This window comes from Variovorax sp. EL159 (genome assembly GCF_900100965.1).
Classification (GTDB): domain Bacteria; phylum Pseudomonadota; class Gammaproteobacteria; order Burkholderiales; family Burkholderiaceae_C; genus Variovorax.
In genome coordinates this window covers 188906-214053 of record NZ_FMUJ01000005.1, presented here as the reverse complement: position 1 = coordinate 214053, position 25148 = coordinate 188906, and the positions used below count along the sequence as shown (strand labels likewise).

Genomic DNA, 25148 nt, shown 5'->3' with positions numbered 1-25148 from the left:
CTAGGCGGTAGCCGCCGTCAGCGCCTCGAACTTCACCGCCAGAAAATCGACCAACGCCCGCACGCGCGCCGGCACGAAGCGGCCACTGGGCAGCAGCGCATGCAGCGGATAGGGCTCGGTGTCCCATTCGGGCAGCAGCCGCACCAGCCGGCCTTCGCGGATGTCGTCGCGCACATCCAGGGCCGACTTCAGCGTGATGCCGTGGCCGGCCACCGCCCATTCACGTGCGAGCGAGGCGTCGTCCACGCTGCGGTTGCCGGTCACGCGCACTTCGGTCCACTGGCCGTTCTGCGCGAAGCGCCAGACGCGATGCATGCGCCCGCCGCGGTTGAAGGCCAGGCAGTTGTGGTGCACCAGGTCTTGCGGCGTCTGCGGCGCGGCGTGGCGACGCAGGTAGTCGGGCGAGGCGGTCAGCAACGGGTTGGTCATGGCGAAGGGGCGCGCCACCAGGCGCGAATCGGCGAGCGTGCCGTAGCGCAACGCCACGTCGACCTCGTCGCGCATCACGTCGAGCGGCCGGTCGCCCACCGACAGCGATAGCTGCACGCCGGTGTGCAGCGCAAGGAATTCGTCGAACCACGGCAGCAGCGTGCTGCGCGTGAGGTCCGAGGGCGAGGCCACGCGCAGCGTGCCCACCAGTTCGCCGCGGTCGGCGGTAACCAGCGATTCGCCCTCGTCCAGCAACTCGAAGGCGCGCACCGCGTAGTCGAGCAGCGTCTGGCCCTGCGGCGTGAGGCGCATCGCGCGCGTGGAGCGCTCGAACAGGCGGGCGCCGAGTTGCGCTTCGAGCCGCTTGAGCGTGGCGCTGGCGGCGGCCGGCGTGATGCCCAGCGCATGGGCTGCGGCCGTGAGCGTACCGCCGCGCGCGGTTTGCACCAGCACCTGCAGGTCCGAGGTATTTTCAATTTTCATTTGAAAGTGTTGCTGGTTTCACAGGACTTATCAAACCAGCCTTGCGATCCTACAGTTCAGGCATCGTTCCAGAAAGGTCCATTGCCATGAAAGCCATCGGCTACTACCAGCCCCTTCCCATCGACAACGCCGAATCGCTGCAGGACATCGAACTGCCTGCACCCGTGCCCGGCACGCGCGACCTGCTGGTGCGCGTGAAGGCGGTGTCCGTCAACCCGGTCGACACCAAGATCCGCAAGAACGCCGCGCCCGAAGCCGGCCGGGCCAAGGTGCTGGGCTGGGATGCCGTCGGCACGGTCGAGGCCATCGGCAGCGGCGTGCAGAACTTCAAGGTGGGCGACCGCGTGTACTACGCCGGCTCGATCGTCCGGCCCGGTGCCAACTCGGAGCTGCACGCGGTCGATGAGCGCATCGTTGCCCTTGCACCGAAGAGCCTCGATGACGCGCAAGCCGCTGCCCTGCCGCTGACCACCATCACCGCCTACGAACTGCTGTTCGACCGCCTGCGGGTGCCCAAGGGCGGCGGCGAGGGCCAGACGCTGTTGATCACCGGCGGTGCGGGCGGCGTGGGTTCCATCCTGATCCAGCTCGCGCGCCAGCTCACGAAGCTGCGCGTGATCGCCACCGCCTCGCGCGCCGAAACGCGTGCGTGGTGCCTGGCGCTGGGTGCGCATGCGGTCATCGACCACTCGAAGCCGCTCGCGGCCGAACTCAAGGCGGCCGGCATCGGCGAAGTCGACATGGTCGCCAGCCTCACGCAGACCGAGCAGCACTACGCGCAGATCATCGAAAGCCTCAAGCCCCAGGGCCAGCTCGCGGTGATCGACGACATGAAGGTCTTCGACGCGATGCCGCTGAAGACCAAGTGCATCTCGCTGCACTGGGAAATGATGTTCACGCGCTCGCGCTTCGAAACGCCGGACATCGCCGAGCAGGGCGCGCTGCTGGCCGAAGTGGCCGCGCTGGTCGATGCGGGGCGCATCCGCACGACGGCGAATGCGAGCTTCGGCACGATCAACGCGGCGAACCTCAAGAAGGCGCATGCGCTCATCGAGAGCGGCAAGGCGCAGGGCAAGGTGGTTCTGGCCGGGTTCTAGGCTACGTGGACTGCCACGGCAGTCCACGCATGCGCTCGCGTTTTTCCTCTTCGTCGAAATGCGCGAGCGATGGCTTGATGAGGTCGCTGCGCGCCACGATGCCGACCAGCGCGAGCGACTGCGCATCCTTCACCACGGGCAGCCGTTCGAGCCGGTGGCGCGCAAGGCGCGTGGCGACGGCGCGGCAGTTCTCGCCCGGCAACGCGTAGTACAGCGGCACGTCGGCGCATGCGTCGCCGACCGTGGCGATCGGGTCGCGGGTGCCGTGTGCGGCGAGCATCGCGCGGTCGGCCACGCCGATCACCGCGCCGTTGCGCAGCACCGGGAATGCGCGGTGCGCCTGCCCTTCGCCGAAGAACTCGAACAGCGCCTGCGCCACCGGCAGGGCCGCGTCGATGCTGCGCACCTCGCGCGTCATTACTTCTTCGACCGAATGCCGCTCCAGCGGATCGATGCCGTATTCGCGGTAGATGTGATAGCCGCGGCGCGCGATCTTCTCGGTGAGGATCGAGCGGCGCATGGTGAGCACGGTAAAGCCGTAGGCCACGGCCGAGGTAGTGAGCAGCGGCAGCAGCGCGTTGCTGTCGTGCGTGAGGCCGAAGGCGAAGATGGTGGCGGTGAGCGGCGCGCGCATCACGCCGCCGAGCGTGGCCGCCATGCAGACCAGCGGCCACAGCATCGGGTCGTTGCCGGGCAGCACGTGCGACAGCACCGCACCCAGGCCGGCGCCCATCATCAGCAGCGGCGCGAGCACGCCGCCCGAGGTGCCCGAGCCCAGCGAGATGACCCAGATGACGGCTTTCACCGCCAGCAGCGCGGCCACCACGCCGAGCGCGAGGTGGTTGTGCAGCAGGTCGCCGATGACGTCGTAGCCCACGCCCAATGCGCGCGGCTGGAAGTACCCGCCGATGCCGACCGCCAGGCCGCCGATGGCGGGCCACCACATCCAGTGCACCGGCAGCTTGCCGAACCAGTCCTCGACCTTGTAGAGCGAGAGCGACAGCGAGGCCGACAGCGCACCGCACAGCACGCCGGCCACCACGCACGACAGCATGGCCAGCGGGCCGGGTACGGCCGTCTGCAGCGGAAACAGCGGACCCGCATCCATCAGCAGCGGCCGCGTGAAGCCCGCCACCGCGCAGGCCACGGCCACCGGCAGCAGGCTGCGCGGGCGCAGCTCGAACAGCAGCAGCTCGACGGCCAGCAGCACGGCCGCCACCGGCGTGCCGAACACGGCCGTCATGCCGGCCGTGGCGCCGGCCACCAGCAGCGCCTTGCGCTCGGCCGCCGTGAGATGGAAGTGCTGCGCGATCAGCGAGCCGATGGCGCCGCCGGTCATGATGATCGGCCCCTCGGCGCCGAACGGCCCGCCGCTGCCGATGACGATGCCCGAAGACAGCGGCTTGAGCAGCGCGACCTTGGGCGACATCTTGCTTTTGCCGAACAGGATCGCCTCGATGGCTTCGGGGATGCCGTGGCCGCGGATCTTGTCGGAGCCGTAGCGCGCCACCACGCCGACGATGAGCCCGCCGATCACCGGCACCCCGATGACCCAGAGCCCCAGCGTGTTCGTGGCCGGCGAATGATCGGCCAGCGAGAAGGTCTGGAAGAAGAACAGGTTGGTGAAGAAGCGGATCAGGTCGAGCAGCACGCGTGCGGCCACCGTGCTGATGGCGCCGATGACGGCGGCCATGACGGTGATGCGCAAGAGGCGCGTGTTGAGCGCGAAGTCGCCGCGCGGCGGATGGGCAGAAGAAGAGGCCTTGGAGGTCATGGTTGCTCAGTGGGCATCGGGAAGATCGATCTGCGGCACGTCGAACACGCCCTTGAGCGAGCGCAGTTCCGCGCGGTGAAGTTCGGCCAGCCGCAACAGCAGTTGCTCGCCCTTGGCCAGCAGGTGCACCTCGACCTGCCTGCGGTCGGTTTCGCTGGGCCGGCGCTGCACGAGTTCGAGTGCCTCGCAGCGCGTGACGAGCGCGACCACGCCGTGCGGCTGCAGTTGCAGGCGCTCGGCGATCTCGCCCACCGAGGCCCACTCGCGCCCCGGTACGCCCTTGATGTGCAGCAGCACCAGGTACTGCTGCGGCGTGAGGCCTTCGCCCTGCGCGGCGCGCTCGGAGAAGCGCTCGAAGCGGCGCATCTGGTAGCGAAACTGGGACAGTGCCTCGAAGTCTTTCTTGGCGAGCTTGCGTGATGAGGCCATGTCTTGGGGTGCGATCGGAACGGTTGCAAATATATCACGTCACGATATATATGCGCTGCGACACAATCGGCGGCATGAAGACAGAACTCATTGAATTCGAAACCGAACGCCTGCGGTTGCGCCAATGGCGCGACAGCGATCTCGCGCCTTTCGCGGCACTGGCCGCCGACCCGCTGGTCATGGAGTACCTGCTCCAGTTGCCCACACGCGCCGACAGCGACGCGCTGGCCGAGCGCATCAAGACGCGCATCGCCGACAACGGCTGGGGCCTGTGGGCCGTCGAAGACAAGGCGTCGGGCGAATTCATCGGCTTCACGGGACTTAACGTTCCGGTGGCCGAACTTCCCTTCTCGCCCTGCGTCGAGATCGGCTGGCGCTTTGTCCGGCAGGCATGGGGCAAGGGCATCGCGAGCGAAGCGGCACGCGGCGCGCTTCAGGTCGGGTTCAACCGCCTCGGGCTCGACGAGATCGTGGCCTTCACCGCCGTCGGCAACCTGCGCTCCGCCGCTGTGATGGAGCGCATCGGCATGCACGAAGACGTGGCCGGCGCCTTCGACCATCCGGCCGTGCCCGAGGGCCACGCGCTGGTGCGCCACCGGCTCTACCGCATCAGCCGCGCGGCATGGCTGGCCTCGTCGCGCAACGCCTCAGAATGAATGCAGCAGCAGCGCCGCGCCCGACACGATCGCGAAGACCTGCACGAAGATGCGCAGCACGCGGCCGTTGATGCGCCGATGCACCACGCGGCTGAGCACCGCGCCCACGACCAGCGCAGGCAGCAACTCGGCCGCGGCATAGAGCTGTGAGCCGCCGATGCGGCCGGCCACCATCAGCGTGACCAGCGACACCAGTTCGCCGACCAGAAAGCACAGCGCAATGGTCGAGCGCATGGTGGGCGCCGGCTGGTGCTGGTAGACCAGCGCGAGCGGCGGGCCGCCGATACCGGTCGCGGTTTCGGTGATGCCGGTGACGAGCCCCGCCGCCACGAAGGCGCTGCGGCCCGGCGAGAAGGCCGGCATCATCAAGGTGACCAGCGCGGCCGCGATGGTCGATGCGCCGACGAACAGCGACAGGTGGCTCGCGCTCAGCGCCGCCAGCACCCACAGGCCGCCGAGGGTGCCGAGCATGCGCCCGCCGGTGATCCAGCTCGCGCCGACACGGTCGATGGCGCCGCGCTCGCGCCACATCACATAGAAGTTCAGCGGCAGCATCAGCACCAGCACGCACACGGGCAGCAGGTCGGGTCGCACGATGCCGATCACCGGCGCGGCGATCAGCGCAAAGCCGACGCCGGTCGCGCCCTGCACGAAGGCGGCGATCAGCACGGCGATGGAAACCAGAAAGAGGTGCTGCGCGCTCACTGCGGATTCCGTGCGCTGGTGGCGGCTGCCATGGTCAGGCGGCGGTGTTCGGCCGCCGTGGGGTGCAGGCGCACGATGGGTGCGCGGTCCATCGCCGCATGGGCGACACGCGCGAGCCGCTGCTGCAGCGCGCGCGCGTCCCAGTCGGGCGGCCAGCCTTCCCACAGGCGCAGGCGGCCCGCGACGAACACGGCGGTGATCTGGTCGCGGTTGCCCAGGCGCACGAGATCCCATGTGAGGTCGACAGACGTGCACATCTCGGGCGTGTCGACATCGACGATGAGGAAGTCGGCCGCCTTGCCGATGGCGATCTCACCGGTCAGGTGGCCCAGGCCCACGGCGCGCGCGCCTTCGTGCGTGGCGTGGTCGAACCAGGTCCAGCCGCCGCCGCTCGATGCGTCGCCGATGGCCATGCCGAAGGCCAGCTTCTGCGCGGCCTCGGCCGCGTCCATCAGCCGGAAGGCATCGCTGCGCGTGGCGTCGGTGCCGAGCCCGAAGCGGATGCCCATGGCCGCCATCAGGTTCGCGGGCGCCACGGCGTTGCCCTTCCACTGGCTGGCGACGGGGTTGTAGCTCACGGCGGTGTCGGTGTCGCGCAGCAGCACGAGCTCGGACGGCGTGACCAGCGTGCCGTGTGCAATGAGCACTTGCGGACCGAGCGCGCCCAACTGCGCCAGCAGTTCGAGCGGCCGCTTGCCGCGCTGCACCACCGAGCGCTCGACCGATGCGAGGTGTTCGTTGACGTGCGTCTGGAAGATGGTGCGCGCCTCGTCACACAGGGCCGACACGGCGGCCAGCATTTCGTCGGACGCGGCCTCGGGCACCGAGATGGCGAGCGAGGGATGCACAAGGTCGGCATCGGACCACTGCCGCAGGAATTGCGCGGCGTGCGACTGGATGGCCTGCCGATCGGCGGCGGTGCTGTCGTTGCCGCCGTCGTTGCAGATCAGGCCCAGCACGCAGCGCAGCCCGGCCTCTTGCACGGCAGCCGCGACGGCGCCGATGTCGCCCGGCGCGCGCGTTCCCGCATCGCAGACGGTGGTGAAGCCGCCGCGCAGCGATTCGAGCGCCGCGAGCTTGGAGGCCATGTAGACGAACTCGTCGTCCAGGCTCGACTCGAGCGGCACCCACACGCGCCGGAAGATCTCGGACGGCTCGCCATAAGCCAGCGACTTGCCGAAGGACTGCGTGAGATGGTGGTGCGCGTCGATCATTCCCGGCATCAGCAGCTTGCCGGGCAGGTGCAGCGGCGTGAGATGCGGGTGACGGGCGATGAGCGTATCGGCAGGTCCGACGTCGCGGAACCGGCCGCCCGCCATCAGCACGGCATGGCCGGTCGCGGGGCCGTCGCGCAGCATCAGGTGATCGGGAACGAGCAGCAGCTCGTCGGCCGCGAAGAGCGCGGCATCGAGTTCAGAAGACATGGTGAAGAGAGAGAGAAGCAGAAAAGAAAGGAAGAAGCGACGCAGCGCCTCACTGCGATGCGGGTGCCACCACGGGGCTTTCGGCGCTATCGGCAGGCACGCGGTTGAAGACCATGTTGAGCACCACTGCCGTGAGCGAGCCCATGGCCAGGCCGTTGCCCAGCACGAGCTGCAGCGTGTCGGGGAAGCGGCTGTACAGGCCCGGCACCACGATGGGCAGCAGGCCCATGGTCAGCGCGCCGGCCAGCACGAACATGTTGCCGCGCTCGTGCAGGTCGACCTTGCGCAGCATGTCGATGCCCATCGTGCCGATGATCGCGAACACCACCATCGCGGTGCCGCCGACCACGGCGGAAGGAATGGCGCTGGCCAGCCGGCCCAGCGGCGCCGACAGCGCGATGAGGATCAGGATCACGCCGGCCGTGGCCGTGACGTAGCGCGAGCGCACGTTGGTGGCGCGCACGATGCCGATGTTTTCGCCGCTGGTGATGATCATCGACGTGCCGAACAGCCCGCCCGCCAGCGACATCAGCGCGTCGCCGCGGATGGTGCGCGGCACCACGTCGCGCGCATCGATCTTGCGGCCCACCACTTCGGCCACCGCCACGGTCTGCCCCGTGGCCTCGACCATCGAGATGACGCTGAAGATCAGCAGCGGGACGGCCGCCACCAGGTCGAAGCGCGGCATGCCGAAGGGCAGCAGCGTCGGTGCGCTCCAGAAGGGCCCGGCCGCCACGGTGCTGAAGTCCATCAGCCCGCAGGCGGCCGCCAGCACCGTGCCGGCCAGCAACCCCAGCAGCACCGAGAGCTGGCCGAGCGTGCCCTTGAACATGCGCGCGAACAGCACGGTGAAGCCGATGGTCGCGAGCGCCAGACCGATGTTCACCGGGTCGGCGAAGGCGGGCGAGCCGGCCTTGCCCGCGATGATGCCGCCGTACACCTTCACGAGGTTGATGGACACCAGCAGCAGCAAGGTGCCGATGACGATCTTCGGAAAGTAGCGCAGGCAGCGCGCGAACACCGGCAGCACCAGGAAATAGAACAGCGCCGTGAGGATCACCGCGCCCGAGGCAGTCTGCAGGTCGCGCTGCTGGGCGATGGTCACGAACATCACGATCGGCGCGCCGCCCGGCACCATCACGAAAGGCAGGCGCGCACCGAACTTCCACGGCCCGAACGACTGCAGCAGCGTGCCCACGCCGCACAGCAGAAAGGTGGCGCTGATGAGGTTGACCGTGAGCGCGGACGGAAGGCCCAGCGCCTTGGCCACCAGGAACACGGACGTGATGGGCACGGCCGCCATCACCAGCACATGCTGCAGGCCGAACAGGAGCAGTTGCGAAACGGGCAGCACTGCGTCGACGGCGGGGGCGTCGCAAGCACGGGACATGATTCGGATCCTTTGGGCTGGCTGTGCCCAAATCGATTTGGGCGCACTGGCAAAAAAAGCCGCCGAAGCGGGTGAAGTACATTCCGGAACAGCGAGCCCCAAAACGATTTGGGAATTGAATCACCGCTTTTTGAAAAGGTCAACGGGATGAGCCCCAATCCACCGCCGCGGGTCACCATCAAGGACGTGGCCCGGGAAGCGGGCGTGTCGCCGACCACCGTCTCCCATGCGCTCAACGCACGGGGCCAGGTCGATGCGGAAACCCGTGCGCGCGTCGAGAAGGCGGCGCTGACGCTGGGCTACCGGCCCAACCGCAATGCGCAAAGGCTGCGCACCGGCGAGGCGCACATGATCGTGCTGCTGTCGTCGATGCCCTTCGCGGTGGCGGGCGGGCCGTCGCGGCTGGGCTTTTTGATGGAGGTGGCGGCGGTGGCCGCCGCGGCGGCGCTCGACCGCCGCCTGGCGCTGGTGCTGGCGCCGCCCATGGAAACCGGGCGGGTGCCGATGGAGCTGCTGGACGTGGACGGTGCGCTGGTCATCGAGCCTTCGGCGGGCGACCCGAACATGGCCTACCTGCTGCGGCGCGGCCTGCCGGTGGTGGCCATCGGCAAGCCGGCCGATGAAGCCGCTGACGGGCTCGCATTGCCACCGTATGTCGACATTCACTCGGGGCACACGACGCGCCTGCTGCTCGAACACCTGCAGGCGCAGGGCGCGCGCAAGGTCGCGATGATCCTCGGCTCGGCGCAGCGCAACTCCTATGTAGAAGGCCAGGCGGCCTACCTGGCGTTCGCCGCTGCGCGCGGGCAGGCGCCGATCCTGTCGCTGGTCGACGAGGTGAAGGGCGAGAGCGGTGGCCGCGAAGCCGCGCTCGCGCTGCTGGCGGCGCACCCCGATATCGATGCCTTCTGCGTGCCTGTGGATGCCTTCGCCACGGGCGCGGTCGCGGCCATCCTCGAATCGGGCCGGCGCATTCCCGACGACGTGATGGTCGCCACCCGTTACGACGGCGTGCGCGCCCGCACCTGCGTGCCGCCGCTCACGGCCGTGGACCTGCACCTGGACGAGATCGCGCAGCAAGCCATTGCACTGCTGTTCGACCACCTGCGCGGCGACACCAGCCAGCGGCGGGTCGACGGGCCGGTGGCGCAGCTGGTGCCGCGCCTGTCGTCGGCGCGCCGAGGCTGACGGCTCAGTTCGGCCTGGTGCGCGCCACGCGCCACACGGCGTTGCCCACGTCGTCCGCCACCAGCAGCGCGCCGCTCTTGTCGAGCGCCACGCCCACCGGCCGGCCCTGGGCCTTTTCATCGGCGGTCAGGAAGCCCGTGAGCACATCGACCGGCGGCCCGCTCGGCTTGCCGCCGATGAAGGGCACGAACACCACCTTGTAGCCCGACTTGGGCGTGCGGTTCCACGAGCCGTGCTCGCCGATGAAGACGCCGCTGGCGAACTGCTCGGGCATGCCGCCCGGGCGCGAGAAAGCCATGCCCAGCGGCGCGACGTGCGAGCCCAGCGCGTAGTCGGGCGCGATGGCCTTGGCCACCATCGTGGGGTTCTGCGGCGTGACGCGCGCATCGACCACGCCGCCGTAGTAGCTCCAGGGCCAGCCGTAGAAGGCGCCGTCCTTCACCGAGGTGAGGTAATCAGGCACGAGGTCGCTGCCGATCTCGTCGCGCTCGTTGACCACGGTCCACAACGCGTTCGTGTCCGGGTCCCAGCCCATGCCGTTGGGGTTGCGCAGGCCGCTGGCGAACAGGCGCTTTTCGCCGGTCTTGGTGTCGACCTCCCAGATGGCGGCGCGGCCCTCTTCGGCCGCGAGGCCGTTCTCGCCGATGTTGCTGTTGGAGCCGACCGTCACGTAGAGCTTGCTGCCATCGGCGTTGGCGATGACGTTCTTGGTCCAGTGGTGGTTGATGCCCGCGGGCAGCGGCGTCACCACCGTGGGCGTGGCGGTGATGGCGGTCTGGCCCTCGGTGTAGGGCACCTTCACGAGCGCATCGGCGTTGGCGATGAAGAGTTCGTTGCCCACCAGCACCATGCCGTAGGGCGACATCAGGTTGGACATGAACACCTCCCGCACCTCGGCCACGCCGTCGCCGTTGGCGTCGCGCAGCAGCGTGATGCGGTTGGCGCTGGGCACGCCGGCACCGGCGCGGCCCATGATCTTGCCCGTGACCCAATCGCGCACCTTGGCGATGGGGCCGCTGCCGCCATCGGTGCTGCCGGCGGGCCGGGGCGGCTTGTTGCTCTCGGCCACCAGCACGTCGCCGTTGGGCAGGGTGTAGACCCAGCGCGGATGGTCCAGCCCGCGCGCCAGTGCGGTCACGCGCAGGCCGTCGGCGGGGATGGGCGTGGCGGCGTCGGTCCAGCCGACGGCAGGGGCCACGTTGATGGTGGGAATGAGGGTCTTGTTCGGCTCGGCCAGTTGCGGGCGCGGGCCGACCGTGAGTTCGGGCGAGAGCTTGGCGGCCTCGCCGCAGCCGGCCACGAGCAGCGCCGTGGCGACGGCAGCGATGGCGGTGAGGGCCACAGCCGGCATCCGCCATGCGGAATCGGCCTTGCAGGTGGGTGCTTGCTGCGGTGCTTTCATGCGTCGTCCTTGCGCGGCCTGGCGCCGCATACCGGGCGGATCATCCACACCCGGCGCACGCGGGGTTGTCGGTCGTGGGCGCTTTCCCGCGTGGGTGCACCTTGTTTGCGCATCGCCGCTACCATCGCCGCATGACCGACGACCTGTTCCGCGCCGACGCCTATCTGCGCACCTGCGAAGCCCGCATCCTGCGCATCGACGACACCGGCATCGTGCTGGACCGCACCGTGTTCTATCCCCTGGGCGGCGGCCAGGCCGGGGACACCGGCGTGCTCGTGCTGGCCGATGGCCGCGAACTGGCGATCGCCGACACCCGCAAGGCCAAGAACGAAGAAGGCCAGCCGACCGATGAATTCGTCCACGTGCCGGCGCCCGAACAGGCCGAGCTGCTTGCCGCGCTGAAGCCCGGCGACACCGTCACCGCCCGCCTCGACTGGGAGCGCCGCCACCGGCTGATGCGCTTTCACACCGCGTCGCACCTGCTGTGCCACCTCGTGCCGGTGCCGGTGAACGGCTGCTCGATCACGCCCGACTACGCGCGCATCGACTTCCACATGACCGATCCGCTCGACAAGGAAGCGCTCACGGCCGGCCTTGCGCGGCTGGTCGAGGCGGCCCATCCGCTGGTCGTGGGCGCCATCACCGACGAAGAGCTCGACGCCAACCCGGCGCTGGTCAAGAGCATGAGCGTGCAGCCGCCGCGCGGCTCGGGCACGGTGCGCACCATCCGCATCGGCGGAACGGACGAGGGCGACGCGCAGATCGACTTCCAGCCCTGCGGCGGCACGCACGTTGCCAACACCGCTGAAATCGGCGCGGTGATCGTCACCAAGATCGAGAAGAAAAGCGCCAACAGCCGGCGCGTGGTGCTGGGCTGGGCGCCCGCCGCGGCCTGAGAACAGCCGGAACTTCGCCCCCACTGAATGCTCCGACTGACGGCATGATCTTTTCGCGCATCCATTTCGCTACGCTTCTGATAGCAACAGCCGCAACCTGCATGCCGGCTGCGGCCCAACTGACGCCCAAGGCCGGCGCGGTGGTCACCACCCCCCATGTGCGCGCCGAACTGATCGCACACGCGCCCGACGGCGTGGCGCCTGGCTCGCCGGTCTGGGTAGGCCTGCAGATCACGCACCAGCCCGAGTGGCACACCTACTGGAAGAACGCCGGCGATTCGGGCCTGCCCACCGAAATGACCTGGACGCTGCCCGCCGGCGTCTCGACCGGCGAGATCGCCTGGCCCGTGCCCGAGAAGATCCCGGTCGGCAGCCTCGCCAACTACGGCTACGAAAACACTGTGCTGCTGCCGGTGCCGCTGGAGGTGTCGACGCTCTACAAGCCGCCCGTGGCGCTCGCCGGCGGCACGCCGTCGATGGACATCCAGCTCAAGGCATCGTGGCTGGTGTGCCGCAAGGAATGCATTCCCGAAGAGGGCGAATTCACCCTCTCGCTGCCGCTGCAGGGCTCGACCGCGCTGCACAAGGCCGATTTCGACACGGCGCAGGCCGCCCAGCCGCAGCCGCTGGCCAAACCGGGCGCCATCGAGGTCAATGGCAACAACCTGCAAGTGCGCCTCGAAGGCCTGCCCGCCGCCGCGCAGGGCAAGACGCTGGCCTTCTTCCCCGAGACCCCCGAGGTGATCCGCACCGCGGCCGTCTCCGGCAAGGACTGGACCCAATCCTGGCAAGGCGGCACCTGGACCGCCACGCTGCCGCTGGCCGACCAGCGCAGCGCCAGCCCCACGGTGATGCCGGTGGTGGTGGCGCTGGCCCCGGCCGACCGGCAGGCCGGCCAGCCGGTCGCGTGGCGCGCGGAATCGCCCGTCACCGGCAACTGGCCCGCCGCACCGCAGCGCGCCGAGGTGTCACCGGCGCTGCAGGCCGCGCTCACCGCCAACGCGGCCAATGCAGCTGCCGCCACGCAGCCCGCCCCGAACACCACCCCGTCTTCGACCACCTTCATGGCCGCCCTGCTGGGCGCCCTGCTCGGGGGCCTGCTGCTGAACCTGATGCCCTGCGTGTTCCCGATCCTTGCGATCAAGGTGCTGGGCTTCGCGCGGCAGGCGGGCAACGCCAGCGCGCACCGCAAGGCCGGGCTGGCCTACACGGGCGGCGTGATGCTGTCCTTCCTCGCGCTGGGCGGCGCCATGCTTGCGCTGCGCGCGGCCGGTGCAGGGCTCGGCTGGGGCTTCCAGCTGCAGTCGCCGGGCGTGGTGGCGGCGCTGGCGGCGCTGTTCACACTGATTGGCCTGAACCTCGTGGGCGTGTTCGAGTTCGGCCGCGCCGCGCCGTCGTCGCTCTGCAGCGCGCAGGCCAAGCACCCGCTGGCCAACGACTTTCTTTCGGGCGTGCTCGCCGTGGTGATCGCCTCGCCGTGCACTGCGCCCTTCATGGGCGCATCGCTGGGCTTTGCGATCGGCCTGCCGGCCGGGCAGGCGCTGCTGTTGTTCGCGGCGCTGGGCTTCGGGCTGGCGCTGCCTTATCTGGCGGCCAGCTTCGTGCCGGCCGTTGCGCGCCTGCTGCCCAAGCCGGGCCTGTGGATGCACACGCTGCGCCGCCTGCTGGCCTTCCCGATGTTCGCCACCGTGGCCTGGCTGGTCTGGGTGCTGGGCCAGCAAAGCGGCATCGACGGCGCGGGCACGCTGCTGGCGTTGCTGGTGTGCATGGCCGCGATCGTCTGGGCGCTCACGCTGCGCGGCCGCACGCGGGTCGTGATCGCGACCGTGCTGATCGCATTCACCGCCCTGCTGACCGGAGCCATCGGCCGCAACGTGCTGCAGGTGGTGGAGCCCGCCAAGCTGGCATCCGCGGGTGCCGGCGCACAGCGCTGGCAGCCCTGGTCGGCCGAGCGCGTGGCCGAACTTTCGGGCGCCGGCCAGCCGGTGTTCATCGACTTCACCGCCGCCTGGTGCGTGACCTGCCAGTACAACAAGAAGAGCACGCTGTCCGACGCCGAGGTGCTGGCCGACTTCGACGCCAAGAAGGTCGCGATGCTGCGCGCCGACTGGACCCGGCGCGACCCCGCCATCACGGCCGCGCTCACCACGCTCGGCCGCAGCGGCGTGCCGGTCTATGTGTTGCAGGCACCGGGCAAGGCACCGGTCGTGCTGACCGAGATCCTGAGCAAAGACGAAGTCCGCGCCGCACTCGCCGCGCTCTGACTTGACCACCGTCGTGACATGGCTTGTCACACGCACTTGAAGAAACCGTTCTAAGCTGCAGTTGTTGTTTGGAATTTTGTTTTGGAGTTCAAGCTGGCCATGTCTCTCTCGCCATCCACCGACTCGCGTTCCCTGCGCGCTGCGCGCCATGCCCGTGCGGCCCTGAGCCGCGCTTCCCGCCGCGCCGTCGTCGCCGCCGCCGTGGCGCTGGGCGCCACCTTCCTGATGGGCACACCCGCCTTCGCCGCGCCCGCCGTGGGCCAGCAGGCGCCCGACTTCGTGGCCGTCGACACCACCGGCGCCAAGCACAAGCTGTCGGACTTCGCCGGCAAGTTCGTCGTACTCGAATGGACCAACCCCGGCTGCCCCTTCGTGCGCAAGCACTACGGCAGCGGCAACCTGCCCGCCACCCAAAAGGCCGCCACCGACAAGGGCGTGGTGTGGCTCGCCATCAATTCCACCGAGCGCGCCTCCACCGACTACCTGCAGCCCGCTGCGCTCGATGCGTGGATGAAGTCGCAGAAAGCCGCGCCCACCGCCGTGCTGATGGACGAAGACGGCCTCATCGGCCAGGTCTACGGCGCGCGCACCACGCCGCACATCTTCATCATCGACCCCAAGGGCACGCTGGTGTACGCGGGCGGCATCGACAGCATCGCGTCGGCGCGGGTCGAAGACATCAAGACCGCCACCAACTACGTCAACCAGGCATTGGGCGAGGCCTTCGGCGGCAAGGCGATCTCGGCGGCCACCACGCGGCCCTACGGCTGCTCCATCAAGTACAAGACCTGACGACGGCGGCGCCCCTTGGCGCGCCCGGCAGCGCGTGACAGCTACCTGACTCGCGCAGTCAGGCAGCGGTCGGGAAGCCCGCCTACCCTTGGCAAACACACACGCCACAGGGGACAACAAGATGAATCCCGCGCCTTCCGCCGCGCAAAAGGGCACTGCCACCGCGCACGCCTCGCCCGCACCCTCCTCGAAATTCGCCACCGTCCTTCGCGTGACCGGCGGCAACTTCATGGAGATGTTCGACTTCTTCCTGTTCGGCTTCTACGCCACGCAGATCTCGAAGGCGTTCTTCCCGGCCGGCAACGAGTTCGCCTCGTTGATGCTGACCTTCATGACCTTCGGCGCAGGCTTCCTGATGCGGCCGCTGGGCGCCATTTTTCTCGGCGCGTACGTCGACCGCGTCGGCCGCCGCAAGGGCCTGATCGTCACGCTCGCGCTGATGGCAACGGGCACGCTGCTCATTGCCTGCGTGCCGGCGTACGCCACCATCGGCCTGGCAGCACCCTTCCTCGTGCTGATCGGCCGGCTGCTGCAGGGCTTCTCGGCCGGCGTCGAACTCGGCGGCGTGTCGGTGTACCTGTCGGAAATGGCCACGCCGGGCCACAAGGGCTTCTACGTGAGCTGGCAATCGGCCAGCCAGCAGGTGGCCATCGTCGTGGCGGCCGCGCTCGGCTACTGGCTCAACGTGACCTTCACTCCGCAGGAGATCGGAGACTTCTACTGGCGCGTGCCCTTCTTCGTGGGCTGCCTGATCGTGCCGGTGCTGTTCATCATCCGCCGCTCGCTGCAGGAGACCGAAGAGTTCATGGCGCGCAAGCACCGCCCCGATGCGCGCGAGATCTTCCAGTCGATGATCAGCAACTGGGGCCTCGTGGTCGCCGGGATGATGCTGGTGTCGATGACCACCGTGTCGTTCTACCTGATCACCGTCTACACGCCCACCTTCGGCAAGGCCGTGCTGCACCTGAGCACCACCGACGCGCTGGTCGTCACGCTGTGCGTGGCCATCTCCAACTTCATCTGGCTGCCGATCATGGGCGCGCTGTCGGACCGCGTTGGCCGCAAGCCGCTGCTGATCCTGTTCACCGTGCTGACCATCCTGACTGCGTACCCCTCGCTCAAGTGGCTGGTCGGCGCGCCGAGCTTCGCGCGCATGCTCGAAGTCGAGCTGTGGCTGTCCTTCCTCTACGCCAGCTACAACGGTGCGATGGTGGTGGCGCTCACCGAGGTGATGCCGGTCAACGTGCGCACCGCCGGCTTCTCGCTGGCCTACAGCCTGGCAACGGCCCTGTTCGGCGGCTTCACGCCGGCGATTGCGACCGGCCTGATCGAGATGACCGGCGACAAGGGCGCGCCTGGCCTGTGGATGACGGCCGCCGCCGTCTGCGGGCTGATCGCGACGCTGGTGCTGTACCGGCGCAACGCGAACCCGGCCGATGCCGGACGCGTGCCGGCGGTCTGACGCTTCCTGCTTTCTTCAGACCAGCCGCAACCCGCCATCGCACTCGATCACGGTGCCGGTGGTGTAGCCGTTCTCGATCAAAAACTGGATCGCATGCGCCACATCCTGCGGCTGCCCCACGCGGCCGACGGGCAGCGTCTCGACCTGCTGGCGGAACAGCTCGCTCTTGAGCGCGGCGGGCACGCGGTCCCACCACGGCGTATCGACAAGACCCGGTGACACCGCATTCACCCGGCTCGGCTTCAACTCCCGCGCCAGGCTGCCCACCATCGCTTCGAGCGCGCCGTTGATCGCGGCCAGCCCCGCCGTGCCCGGCAATGCATTGCGCGCCGAGATCGCCGTCACGAAGGTGATGCTGCCGCCCTTGCGCAGCACCCGCGCACCCGCCTGCGCCGCTTCGAGCTGCGGCCAGAACTTGGCCTCGAAGCCGCGCCGCAGCGATTGCAGGTCGAGCTGCGCGAACTCGCCCGCGCCCTCGCCGCCGCTGAGCGTGAGCACGAGGTGATCGACCGGCCCCGTCTTTGCAAAGAAGGCGTCGAGCGCAGCCCGGTCGCCGGCATCGAAGGCCGCGCCGCTCACGTTCGCTCCCATGCCGCCGATGGCGTCCTGCAGCTTGCCGTTGTCGCGCCCCGTCGCGATGACGCGCGCACCCGTCGCCGCGAGCCGGCGCACGGTCTCCAGGCCCACGCCCGACGAGCCACCGAGCACCACCACTGTCTGTTGTTCCGAAGCCATGTCGATTCCTTTGGTTGACTGATGAGCCTTCAGGTTAGGGATCGGCGGCTTATCATTCAAATCGTTTGAAACCATGAAAAGCATCAACGAAAGTGATTTCAGGCGGCTCGACCTGAACCTGCTGCTGGTGTTCCACGTGCTGCTGCACGAGCGCAACGTCACCCGCGCGGCCGCGCGCCTGTTCATCGGCCAGCCGGCGCTGAGCGGCGCGCTCAAGCGGCTGCGCGCGGCCGTGGGCGACGAACTGTTCGTGCGCACCTCGCACGGCATGACGCCCACGCCGCGCGCACTCGAACTCGCCCAGGTCATCGAGCCGCTGCTGCTGTCGCTGCAGCAGGCGCTGCAGGCCCGCCCGGCCTTCGACCCCGCCCGTGCCGAGCGCGTGTTCCGCATCGGCCTGAGCGACGCGCTCGAAGTCGCGCTGATGCCGCAGCTCATGCAGCGGCTGGCCACCGAAGCCCCGGGCGTGCGCCTGATCGCCAGCGCGGCCGACCGCACCACCGCGCCCGACCAGCTCGATGCGGCCGACATCGAACTGGCCGTGGGCGTGTTCCCCGACTGCGCCGCGTGGCACCGCCAGCGCGCGCTGTTCGACTGGCACTTCGTCTGCGTCTACAACCCCGCGCTCGTCAAGGCGCGCGGCAAGCGGCTCACGCTGAAGGAATACCTGCGCCACCCGCACCTCCTGACCTCGTTCAGCGCCGACCTGAGCGGGCTGGTCGACGAGTTGCTGCGCGAGCAGGGGCTCACGCGCCAGGTGGTCTTTTCAAGCCGCAACTTCGCGACCAACCCGTTCATCGTGCGGCAGATGGCCGCCATCACCACCGTGCCCACCTTCGCGGCCGCCACCTGGCGCGATGCGCTCGGGCTGGCGGTGAGCCCGCTGCCGTTCGACACGCCGCGCTACGCCGTGTCGCTGCTGTGGACGGCGGCCCGCGACGGCGACCCCGGGCTGAAATGGCTGATCGCGCTGATCGGCGAGGTCTTCGGCGGCAAGCCCGTCGATTGATCCAGCGCGCACCCGTTGTTTACCGGGAACGCACCGCCGCGCCGGTCCGGGTGGAAACACCGATGATGGCGGGCCCCCGCATGCCTATCCTGCGCAAGCGCCTTCGGCGCGCCCACAGAGACCCCACGGCATGAACGCACACCACTTCAGCACGCTGCTCGAACACCCCGCCGACCGGCAGGCCTGCTGGGGCCGCATCAACGAGTCGTACTTCGGCGCGCTGCGTGTGCAATGCCTGGACACCGGCACCTTCGATGCGCGCATGGACGCCTACGAACTCGGGCCGCTCGGCATGTTCATGATCGAGGCGCCCTCGCACCGCGTGGCCCGGCCCGACACGCGCCACGAGATCGTGCTCGACGAACACTACAAGCTGGTGTTGCAGCTCGAAGGCCACGGCCACATCTCGCAGCGCGACCGCGAGTTCCACCTGCACCCCGGCGACTGGAGCCTGTACGACCCGCGCGTGCCCTATGCCATCACCAACCCGGAACGCTCGCGCCTGCTCGCCATCACCATTCCGCGCCAGCAGTTCAAGGGCATGAAGATTCCCGACCTGCACACCTGCGAGGCCCACACGCCCGCCATGCAGGGGCTCTACGCGGTGCTCGGCTCGTTCCTGACCTCGCTGGCCGACCAGTTGCCTTCGCTGCCCAATGCCGTCGGCCGCTCGGTCAGCGACACCGTGCTGGGCCTGCTGGCCTCCACGCTCGCCACGCATTCCGACGAGCAGTTCGGCATGCACCCGGTGCCCGGCGTGCTGAAGGCCCGCGTGAAGCAGTTCGTGCATGCGCACCTGGCCGACCCCGCGCTGTCGCTCGACCTCATCGCGCAGCAACTGCGCTGCTCCAAGCGCTACCTGCATCGCGTGTTCGAGGACGAAGACCAGACGCTCGACCGCTTCATCTGGCAGATGCGGCTGGAGCGCTGCAGCGAGGCGCTGCGCAACGCGGCAGGCCGCCGCACCTCGGTGTCGGAGATCGCCTTCGCCTGGGGCTTCAACAGCAGCGCGCATTTCTGCCGCGTGTTCAAGGCGCAGTACGGCGTGTCGCCGCGCGAGTTCCAGCGGCGCGAGGCCGAGCAGGCAGCGTCGCCCGCGCTCACGCACTAGGCCATCGATCTCTGCGCCCGAAGGGCTGAGCTTTCGCCGGCAACACGCCGCAATTGCCTTACCAACATCGTTTCAGAGGCACTGAGTAACGCAAAGACAAATAACGTTCACTGCATTTCACAAATCAAACGATGGCAAAAATGATCGCAGGCGATCGATGTCATCACCACAGTTGCTTCACCAATCTCGAGCCACTTTGGCAATAACCTGGCCTAACTCGAATCCCTTATCGGCAATTTGCGTACCGGCGACAAACAAGAGAGACGATACGAAGAAAAAGGAGCTTTGCAGCCAAAGAGATAGCGTGCTCCCCAAGGCGGGCAAAACAGCAAGTACTAACAAGAGAAAAATGGCGCACCCCATAACTAAAGAGGCCAGAAAGTAGAACCGATGTTCGGCGGCAATGACGATCGGCAGACGCTGCGGATTAGCCGTTAGCGCGGCAACTTGCTCCTCAAATCTTGCTCGACGCTTCGCGGTTCTCCTGCGAATGAGGCTAAGACCTCTAATTGGGAGCGCCGCTAAGCGCGGGTAGAGAAACTGGCTCAGGAAGTTCACCAATATGCCGACGACCACCACCGACCCCCACCAACCCACACTCGTCAGATTGCTCAATAGAGCGTCCATCTTTCTCCTCCATCAAGTTGATCAATACGGGCATGGTAGTGGCGGCGAATGCTTTGTTGCTAAATCGACACCGTGAGTTTGTAGCTAATGACCAACGCAGAACGAACGAAGGACCTGCCTGCCACGCACACCTGCGCGGCATGACAAAACCGTAATCGCAGTGACGGCCAGCGAGCGGTTGGCCTTTCTAGAGTTGGGGCGTGATGTGTTTCGTTGAGGAAACGGGCCACATCACACAGCCATATCCAACACAGAAAGGACCTCCTCGTGAAACGCACCCTGCTCGCCCTGGGCACCCTCGCCTTCTTCTCCACCGCCTTCGCGCAGCAACCGCACAGCCACAGCGCGGAAGCCGAGGCCGACTTCGACAGCAAGCCGCAGGCCGCCGCCGAAGCGAAGAAGAACAACAAGCAGCCGGGCGCCGTGCGCATCAAGGACGGCAGCACCGCGCGCGGTGAAGGCTCTGCCGTGGCAACGCCCAGCAAGACGGAAAAAGCCGGCGAAGCCCGCGCCGAAGCGCGCGAAGCCAAGCCCCACAGCGTGCCCACGCCCGGCGGCACGCCGAAGTAAGCCGCGCCAGCAGGCGTTCTTCAAGCCGCCGCGAGATAGCTGCTGTGCAATATCTCCGGCCGGCTTCGCAGCTCTTCCGATGACCCCGCGAAGGCCATGCGGCCGCGCTCCAGCACATAGGCGCGGCTCGACACGGCCAGCGCCACCGTCGTGAACTGTTCGATCAGCAGCACGCCCACGCCTTCGCGTGCGACCTGCTGCACCACCTCGACCAATCGCTTGACCACGGTGGGCGCGAGCCCCAGCGAGAGTTCGTCGATGGCCAGGTAGCGCGGCTTGCCGATCAGCGCCTGCGCGATGCACACCATCTGCTTTTGCCCGCCCGACAGCGATCGCGCGGGCAGCGCGAGCTTCACGCGCAGTTCGGGGAACACCGCGAGCATCTGCTCGACCGCATCTGCCACGCGCGATGCGGGAAGCGCCGTGGCCGCAGCGCGCAGGTTGTCGAGCACCGACAAGTCACCCAGCACGCGGTGCCCTTCCGGCACCACCGCCACGCCCAGCGCGCGCACGCGCTCGGGCCGCTGGCCGTGCAGCGCGTGGCCTTCGACCTCGATGCGCCCGCCGGTGAGCGGCAGCACGCCACCGATGGCCATCACGGTGCTCGACTTGCCCGCGCCATTGGCGCCGAGCAACGCGGTCACTTCGCCGGGCGGCACCTGCAGGTCGATGCCGTGCAGCACGGCCTTGCCGCCGCGCTGCAGCCGCAGGTCGTTCACGCTCAACATGGTGTGGGGGCTCCGTGGTTCATTCCGTTCCCAGGTAGGCCTTGCGCACGGCCGGGTCGTCGAGCACCGCGCGCGTCGGGCCAAGCGCCAGGCAGCGGCCGAAGTCGAGCACCAGCGTCTGCGAGCAGGTGGCGGCGATGAGGTCGACGTCGTGGTCGATCAGCAGCACCTGCGCGCCGCAGAAGGCATGCACCGAGCCGATCACGCGGCGCAACGCGCCGGCTTCCTGCTCGGTCAGGCCCGCGCCGGGTTCGTCGAGCAGCAGCAGGCGCGGCGCGCCCACCAGCGACTTCGCGATTTCGAGCATGCGGCGCTGGAACAGGTTCAGGCGATGGCCCAGCACCGTGGCCACGTCGAGCAGGCCCGTGTGCGACAGCGCACGCGCCACCTGCGCCACCGCTTCGCCGCGCGCATGCGGCACGTGGTCGAGCAGCGCGCGCACGTTGTCCCACACGCTCAAGTCTTCCACCACCTGCTCGGTCTGGAACGAGCGGCGCAGGCCGAAGCGCACGCGCTCGATGGGCTTCAGGCCCAGCAGGTCGGTGCCATCCACCGCGACGGTGCCGGCACGCGGCAACACGAGGCCGCTGAGCACGTTGACCAGCGTGGTCTTGCCCGCGCCGTTCGGCCCGATGAGGCCGCACACGGGCGCGTCGAGTTCGGCGCTGAGTCCGTCGATGGCCTTGACGCCGCCGAAGGCGACGGTGAGATCGCTCACGCGGATCATGAGGTGGCCTCCTTGCCACCACGCGTAAGACGCTTGCGCACCGCATCGAACACACCCGCCAGTTGCCCGGCGATGCCGCTCGGCGCGGTGATGAGCGCATGCAGCAGCGCCACGCCGAAGAAGATCATCGCCAGGTAGCCGTTCACGCCGAAGTCGGTCAGCAAGGCGGGCACCGCACGCAGCAACAAGCCCGCGATCAGCGCGCCGGCCCAGTGGTACACGCCGCCCACCACGGTGAGCGCGAACAGCATCACCGAATCGCCCGCGGTGAAGGCCCGCCCGTCGAGCTGGCCCACGCCGCCCGCGAGCAGCGCGCCCGCCACCCCGGCGCAGAAGCCGGCGAGCCCGAAGGCCCAGGTCTGGTAGCGCAGGATGTTCACGCCGGCCGCCACGGCCGCCGCTTCGCCACGCCGGATCAATGCCCACGAGCGGCCCGCGCGCGTGCGCCGGTGCAGCTCGATCAGCGCCAGCACCGCCGCCAGCCACACAGCCACGTAGCGGAAGTACGCCGCGTCGGACAGCGCCAGCGCGGGGCGCGGCATCATCAGCCGCTCGCTGCCGAACACGCGGCCCAGCCAGCCCGCGCCGCCATCGGGAAAGCCCATGACGTTGATGACGACCTGGAAGCCGCCCGCCATCATCATCGTGACCAGCGCGAGGTACAGCCCCTTGAGCCGCAATGCAGGCAGGCCCGCGAGCATGCCCACCACGCACGACAGCAAGCCACCCGCGAGCACCGACAGCTCGAAAGGCCAGCCCAGCCCGTGGCCCGCGCGCAAGGCGATCCAGCCGCCCGCGCCGAGCAGCGCGTACTGGCACAGCGACACCAGCCCCAGTTGGCCGTAGAGCAGCGCCACGCCAGCTGCCGCAATCGACAGTGCGAGCGACGATGTGAGCGTCTTGATCCAGTAAGCATTCGCCAGCCACGGCACCACGAGCCCGATGAGCAGCACGCAGCCCACCATCACGGCCAATGAAATGCGGGCACGGCGTGTCGCCTCGGCCAGCGAGGCCGGCAGTTGCGCGATGTCGTCGGGCGCTTGCGCCGCGCCGGTGAAGATCGAAGCGCTCATGCCTGCCGCGTGCCCGTGCGAAAGAAGACGATCATCGCCAGCGCGATCAGGAACGGCGTCGCCGTGCGGAAGGCCGCGAAGCCTGGCACCGTGATCGCCAGCGCCTCCAGCACGCCGATGGCGATGCCGCCCGCCACCGTGGCCGGCAGCGAATGCAGGCGGCCGATGATGGCGGCGGCAAAGGCCGGAATCACCAGAAAGGTCAGCAGCGTGGCCTGCAGCCGCACGATGTTGGCGAGCAGCAGCCCGCACACGCCGGCGAAGGCGCCGCTGAGTATCCAGGCCACGGTGTCGACGCCGAGCACGCGGATGCCGAGCAGCGCGCTCAGGTCGCGGTCGTTGGCCAGCGCGCGCATCTTCAAACCCACGCGCGTCTTCGACAGCAGCAGGCCGACGCCGCCCATCATCAGCACCGCAAGCGCAAGCCCCAGGGCACGCGTGTGTGTGAGCCGCACCTCGACCTCGCCGAGCACGAATTCGATGGCGCCCGCATCGGTGGGCAGCACCAGCCGGCGCGGCTGCTCGCCCCAGTACCACTCGGTGAAGCCCACCACCACCAGCGCAAAGCCCAGCGTGGCGATGCTGCGGATGGTCGGGTCGCGGTGCGAGAGGCGCGGCGCCAGCAACCGGCCATAGGCCAGCGACAGCAGCATCGACGTGACGATGGCCGCGCACCACGCCAGCCCCTGCGGCCAGTCGGCTTCGAGCATCGACCAGGCCACGTACGCACCGATGGCGCCGATGGCACCGAAGGCGAAGTTCAGCACGCCCGACGAGCGGTAGAGCACCACCAGCCCCACGCCCGAGAGCGCATACACCGCGCCCAGGCCCAGGCCCGAGATGACGAAAGGCAGGTAGTCCTCCATGGCCCGACGCGCTTACTTGAGGCCCATCTTCTGTTCGTCGGCGCGGATGTCGACCAGTTCCGGGTCTTCCGCCGTCAGGCAGCCGCCGGGCGCGAAGCGCCAGCCGTTGCCGTCGGGGCTGGCGACGGGGCCGCTGTTGTTGGCGTTGTGGCGGTTGCCGTTGCCCACGTAGAAGGGCTTGCACAGGATGTCGCTCTTGAAGTCGCTCACCTTGCGCAGCGCATCGGTCACGCCGGCGCGGTCGATCTTCTTCGGGTCCATCTTCAGCAGCGCCTGCGTCACGATGCGCGCGGCCACGTAGCCGCCTTGCGAGAAGGTGTCGCGCGGATCGCTCTTGGCGCCGTACTTGTCCATGACCGCCAGCCAGTTCTTGTTGTCGGGCCCGGCCGATTCGAGCGGGTTGAATTCGAGGTTGACGTCGAAGTTGCCCTTCCAGTAGGGGCCGATGGCCTTGGGCACGTCGGTGTTGTAGGCCGGCGCGGCCGAGACGAAGTGGATCTTCTTGCCCAGGTTCTGCTGCTCGGCCGCGGCCAGCATCGGCACCAGGATGCCCTTGGGCACGTTCATGATGATGGTGTCGGGCTTCTTGGCGGCGGCCTGCAGCATGGTCGAGGTGGCATCGGCCGAACCGGGGTCGATGGTGATGGTCTCGACCTCCACGCCGTTCTTCTTGCCCCATTCCTTCGGCCCTTCGCAGGCCCAGTTGCCCAGGCTGGGAATGTTCGGAATGACGCAGACCATCTTCTTCGCCTTGTACTTCTGCGCGGCGTACATGGCGGCGATGGTGGCCGACACGCGCGGCCCTGCGTTCACCGGCACGTAGTTGCGCGCGTTGAAGCATTCGCGCGGCACGCCGGTGCCGGCGATGACCATCACGCCTTCGTCGGCGTACATCTTGGCGTTGGCGCCGCACTCCACGAAGCTGGTGCTGCCGGCGAGCGCGACCACCTTGCGGTCTTTCACCAGCTTGGACGCGACCTGCGCGGCGGTCTCGGGGTTCCACTGGTCGTCGACCACGATGTAGTCGACCGGGCGGCCGTGGATGCCGCCGTTGGCGTTCACGCACTTGAAGTACGCCGCCGCTGCCTGGCCCGAGGCGCTGAAGTCGTCGGGGCCGGTCTTGCCGACCACCGCGCCGATGGGGATGGGCTCGCCGGTGGCGGGCTTGCCGGTGTTGAGGCCGCAGTCGGGGCCCGATTGCGCCCATGCGCCGCCAGCGCCCGCAAGGCCGAGGGCACCGACCAGTGCGCCGAGTGCGGAACGCGCGATCTTCTTCTGCTTGAACATGCTCTTGTCTCCTGTTGTGATCGG

General features: G+C 68.6%; 24 protein-coding genes. 10 read left to right on the top strand and 14 right to left on the bottom strand.

The window, feature by feature from the left end; genetic code table 11:
- Positions 1-912 (bottom strand): LysR family transcriptional regulator, encoded by a 912-nt coding sequence (locus BLQ28_RS21940; protein ID WP_093243958.1) that lies wholly within the window; start codon positions 910-912, stop codon positions 1-3.
- Positions 913-998: 86 nt separating this feature from the next.
- Between BLQ28_RS21940 and BLQ28_RS21935 the strand changes: the two genes are divergently transcribed.
- Positions 999-2009, top strand: coding sequence for a zinc-binding alcohol dehydrogenase family protein (locus BLQ28_RS21935; protein WP_093243955.1), 1011 nt, complete (start codon positions 999-1001; stop codon positions 2007-2009).
- Between the two features lies 1 nt (position 2010).
- Here BLQ28_RS21935 and BLQ28_RS21930 read toward each other — a convergent pair whose 3' ends face one another.
- On the bottom strand, positions 2011-3783 hold the full coding sequence (locus tag BLQ28_RS21930; protein ID WP_093243953.1) for a chloride channel protein: 1773 nt from the start codon (positions 3781-3783) through the stop codon (positions 2011-2013).
- 6 nt (positions 3784-3789) lie between these two features.
- Positions 3790-4212, bottom strand: a complete 423-nt coding sequence (locus tag BLQ28_RS21925) for a MarR family winged helix-turn-helix transcriptional regulator (protein WP_093243950.1) — start codon at positions 4210-4212, stop codon at positions 3790-3792.
- A 74-nt stretch (positions 4213-4286) separates the two neighbouring features.
- On the opposite strand from BLQ28_RS21925, the gene BLQ28_RS21920 reads away from it, so the two are divergent.
- Entirely contained in the window at positions 4287-4868 is a 582-nt protein-coding gene (locus BLQ28_RS21920; RefSeq protein ID WP_093245495.1) for a GNAT family N-acetyltransferase, read from the top strand.
- Here BLQ28_RS21920 and BLQ28_RS21915 read toward each other — a convergent pair.
- The 3 genes from BLQ28_RS21915 to BLQ28_RS21905 are packed head-to-tail and all read right to left on the bottom strand — an operon-like array spanning position 4860 to position 8387.
- The gene (locus tag BLQ28_RS21915) at positions 4860-5573 is read right to left on the bottom strand and encodes a sulfite exporter TauE/SafE family protein (protein ID WP_093243949.1); all 714 of its coding nucleotides are present in this window, start codon (positions 5571-5573) and stop codon (positions 4860-4862) included. The genes BLQ28_RS21920 and BLQ28_RS21915 overlap by 9 nt on opposite strands.
- Positions 5570-6997: an amidohydrolase family protein gene (locus tag BLQ28_RS21910; RefSeq protein ID WP_093243946.1), complete on the bottom strand. Its 1428-nt coding sequence runs from the start codon at positions 6995-6997 to the stop codon at positions 5570-5572. Before BLQ28_RS21910 ends, BLQ28_RS21915 begins: the two co-directional genes overlap by 4 nt.
- Positions 6998-7046: 49 nt before the next feature.
- Entirely contained in the window at positions 7047-8387 is a 1341-nt protein-coding gene (locus BLQ28_RS21905; protein ID WP_093243943.1) for a uracil-xanthine permease family protein, read from the bottom strand.
- Positions 8388-8534: 147 nt separating this feature from the next.
- On the opposite strand from BLQ28_RS21905, the gene BLQ28_RS33455 reads away from it, so the two are divergent.
- Positions 8535-9575, top strand: a complete 1041-nt coding sequence (locus BLQ28_RS33455) for a LacI family DNA-binding transcriptional regulator (RefSeq protein ID WP_093243940.1) — start codon at positions 8535-8537, stop codon at positions 9573-9575.
- 4 nt (positions 9576-9579) lie between these two features.
- Here BLQ28_RS33455 and BLQ28_RS21895 read toward each other — a convergent pair whose 3' ends face one another.
- On the bottom strand, positions 9580-10977 hold the full coding sequence (locus tag BLQ28_RS21895) for a PQQ-dependent sugar dehydrogenase (protein ID WP_093243937.1): 1398 nt from the start codon (positions 10975-10977) through the stop codon (positions 9580-9582).
- Between the two features lie 131 nt (positions 10978-11108).
- On the opposite strand from BLQ28_RS21895, the gene BLQ28_RS21890 reads away from it, so the two are divergent.
- The 4 genes from BLQ28_RS21890 (at position 11109) to BLQ28_RS21875 (ending at position 16391) form a co-directional block, all read left to right on the top strand.
- Positions 11109-11873, top strand: coding sequence for an alanyl-tRNA editing protein (locus BLQ28_RS21890; protein ID WP_093243935.1), 765 nt, complete (start codon positions 11109-11111; stop codon positions 11871-11873).
- Between the two features lie 44 nt (positions 11874-11917).
- On the top strand, positions 11918-14137 hold the full coding sequence (locus BLQ28_RS21885) for a protein-disulfide reductase DsbD family protein (protein WP_176801191.1): 2220 nt from the start codon (positions 11918-11920) through the stop codon (positions 14135-14137).
- A gap of 99 nt (positions 14138-14236) precedes the next feature.
- Positions 14237-14929, top strand: a complete 693-nt coding sequence (locus tag BLQ28_RS21880; RefSeq protein WP_176801190.1) for a redoxin domain-containing protein — start codon at positions 14237-14239, stop codon at positions 14927-14929.
- A 121-nt stretch (positions 14930-15050) separates the two neighbouring features.
- A complete protein-coding gene (locus BLQ28_RS21875) occupies positions 15051-16391 on the top strand; it encodes an MFS transporter (RefSeq protein WP_093243932.1) in 1341 nt (446 codons plus the stop codon).
- A gap of 15 nt (positions 16392-16406) precedes the next feature.
- Here BLQ28_RS21875 and BLQ28_RS21870 read toward each other — a convergent pair whose 3' ends face one another.
- Entirely contained in the window at positions 16407-17126 is a 720-nt protein-coding gene (locus BLQ28_RS21870) for an SDR family oxidoreductase (protein WP_093243931.1), read from the bottom strand.
- Between the two features lie 73 nt (positions 17127-17199).
- Between BLQ28_RS21870 and BLQ28_RS21865 the strand changes: the two genes are divergently transcribed.
- Together BLQ28_RS21865 and BLQ28_RS21860 are read left to right on the top strand one after the other, a co-directional pair.
- Positions 17200-18135 carry a LysR family transcriptional regulator gene (locus tag BLQ28_RS21865; protein ID WP_093243929.1) on the top strand — a complete coding sequence of 312 codons (936 nt, stop codon included), beginning with the start codon at positions 17200-17202 and terminating at the stop codon, positions 18133-18135.
- Between the two features lie 130 nt (positions 18136-18265).
- On the top strand, positions 18266-19246 hold the full coding sequence (locus BLQ28_RS21860; RefSeq protein ID WP_093243926.1) for an AraC-like ligand-binding domain-containing protein: 981 nt from the start codon (positions 18266-18268) through the stop codon (positions 19244-19246).
- A 177-nt stretch (positions 19247-19423) separates the two neighbouring features.
- Here BLQ28_RS21860 and BLQ28_RS21855 read toward each other — a convergent pair whose 3' ends face one another.
- Positions 19424-19873, bottom strand: coding sequence for a hypothetical protein (locus tag BLQ28_RS21855; RefSeq protein ID WP_093243923.1), 450 nt, complete (start codon positions 19871-19873; stop codon positions 19424-19426).
- A gap of 267 nt (positions 19874-20140) precedes the next feature.
- On the opposite strand from BLQ28_RS21855, the gene BLQ28_RS21850 reads away from it, so the two are divergent.
- On the top strand, positions 20141-20443 hold the full coding sequence (locus tag BLQ28_RS21850; protein ID WP_093243921.1) for a hypothetical protein: 303 nt from the start codon (positions 20141-20143) through the stop codon (positions 20441-20443).
- Positions 20444-20463: 20 nt separating this feature from the next.
- Here the strand turns inward: BLQ28_RS21850 and BLQ28_RS21845 are convergent, their stop codons facing one another.
- The 5 genes from BLQ28_RS21845 to BLQ28_RS21825 are packed head-to-tail and all read right to left on the bottom strand — an operon-like array spanning position 20464 to position 25124.
- Positions 20464-21171, bottom strand: a complete 708-nt coding sequence (locus tag BLQ28_RS21845; protein WP_093243919.1) for an ABC transporter ATP-binding protein — start codon at positions 21169-21171, stop codon at positions 20464-20466.
- 19 nt (positions 21172-21190) lie between these two features.
- The gene (locus BLQ28_RS21840) at positions 21191-21898 is read right to left on the bottom strand and encodes an ABC transporter ATP-binding protein (RefSeq protein ID WP_093243916.1); all 708 of its coding nucleotides are present in this window, start codon (positions 21896-21898) and stop codon (positions 21191-21193) included.
- On the bottom strand, positions 21895-22971 hold the full coding sequence (locus BLQ28_RS21835) for a branched-chain amino acid ABC transporter permease (RefSeq protein WP_093243914.1): 1077 nt from the start codon (positions 22969-22971) through the stop codon (positions 21895-21897). Before BLQ28_RS21835 ends, BLQ28_RS21840 begins: the two co-directional genes overlap by 4 nt.
- Positions 22968-23837, bottom strand: coding sequence for a branched-chain amino acid ABC transporter permease (locus tag BLQ28_RS21830; protein WP_093243911.1), 870 nt, complete (start codon positions 23835-23837; stop codon positions 22968-22970). Before BLQ28_RS21830 ends, BLQ28_RS21835 begins: the two co-directional genes overlap by 4 nt.
- 12 nt (positions 23838-23849) lie before the next feature.
- A complete protein-coding gene (locus BLQ28_RS21825) occupies positions 23850-25124 on the bottom strand; it encodes an ABC transporter substrate-binding protein (RefSeq protein WP_093243907.1) in 1275 nt (424 codons plus the stop codon).
- Positions 25125-25148 lie beyond the last annotated feature (24 nt).

Bases quoted from the DNA above. Each gene is read 5' to 3' on its own strand.
- BLQ28_RS21940 (WP_093243958.1), bottom strand. From the start codon at position 912: ATGAAAATTGAAAATACCTCGGACCTGCAGGTGCTGGTGCAAACCGCG.
- BLQ28_RS21935 (WP_093243955.1), top strand. From the start codon at position 999: ATGAAAGCCATCGGCTACTACCAGCCCCTTCCCATCGACAACGCCGAA.
- BLQ28_RS21930 (WP_093243953.1), bottom strand. From the start codon at position 3,783: ATGACCTCCAAGGCCTCTTCTTCTGCCCATCCGCCGCGCGGCGACTTC.
- BLQ28_RS21925 (WP_093243950.1), bottom strand. From the start codon at position 4,212: ATGGCCTCATCACGCAAGCTCGCCAAGAAAGACTTCGAGGCACTGTCC.
- BLQ28_RS21920 (WP_093245495.1), top strand. From the start codon at position 4,287: ATGAAGACAGAACTCATTGAATTCGAAACCGAACGCCTGCGGTTGCGC.
- BLQ28_RS21910 (WP_093243946.1), bottom strand. From the start codon at position 6,997: ATGTCTTCTGAACTCGATGCCGCGCTCTTCGCGGCCGACGAGCTGCTG.
- BLQ28_RS21905 (WP_093243943.1), bottom strand. From the start codon at position 8,387: ATGTCCCGTGCTTGCGACGCCCCCGCCGTCGACGCAGTGCTGCCCGTT.
- BLQ28_RS33455 (WP_093243940.1), top strand. From the start codon at position 8,535: ATGAGCCCCAATCCACCGCCGCGGGTCACCATCAAGGACGTGGCCCGG.
- BLQ28_RS21895 (WP_093243937.1), bottom strand. From the start codon at position 10,977: ATGAAAGCACCGCAGCAAGCACCCACCTGCAAGGCCGATTCCGCATGG.
- BLQ28_RS21890 (WP_093243935.1), top strand. From the start codon at position 11,109: ATGACCGACGACCTGTTCCGCGCCGACGCCTATCTGCGCACCTGCGAA.
- BLQ28_RS21885 (WP_176801191.1), top strand. From the start codon at position 11,918: ATGATCTTTTCGCGCATCCATTTCGCTACGCTTCTGATAGCAACAGCC.
- BLQ28_RS21880 (WP_176801190.1), top strand. From the start codon at position 14,237: ATGTCTCTCTCGCCATCCACCGACTCGCGTTCCCTGCGCGCTGCGCGC.
- BLQ28_RS21875 (WP_093243932.1), top strand. From the start codon at position 15,051: ATGAATCCCGCGCCTTCCGCCGCGCAAAAGGGCACTGCCACCGCGCAC.
- BLQ28_RS21870 (WP_093243931.1), bottom strand. From the start codon at position 17,126: ATGGCTTCGGAACAACAGACAGTGGTGGTGCTCGGTGGCTCGTCGGGC.
- BLQ28_RS21865 (WP_093243929.1), top strand. From the start codon at position 17,200: ATGAAAAGCATCAACGAAAGTGATTTCAGGCGGCTCGACCTGAACCTG.
- BLQ28_RS21860 (WP_093243926.1), top strand. From the start codon at position 18,266: ATGAACGCACACCACTTCAGCACGCTGCTCGAACACCCCGCCGACCGG.
- BLQ28_RS21855 (WP_093243923.1), bottom strand. From the start codon at position 19,873: ATGGACGCTCTATTGAGCAATCTGACGAGTGTGGGTTGGTGGGGGTCG.
- BLQ28_RS21845 (WP_093243919.1), bottom strand. From the start codon at position 21,171: ATGTTGAGCGTGAACGACCTGCGGCTGCAGCGCGGCGGCAAGGCCGTG.
- BLQ28_RS21840 (WP_093243916.1), bottom strand. From the start codon at position 21,898: ATGATCCGCGTGAGCGATCTCACCGTCGCCTTCGGCGGCGTCAAGGCC.
- BLQ28_RS21835 (WP_093243914.1), bottom strand. From the start codon at position 22,971: ATGAGCGCTTCGATCTTCACCGGCGCGGCGCAAGCGCCCGACGACATC.
- BLQ28_RS21830 (WP_093243911.1), bottom strand. From the start codon at position 23,837: ATGGAGGACTACCTGCCTTTCGTCATCTCGGGCCTGGGCCTGGGCGCG.
- BLQ28_RS21825 (WP_093243907.1), bottom strand. From the start codon at position 25,124: ATGTTCAAGCAGAAGAAGATCGCGCGTTCCGCACTCGGCGCACTGGTC.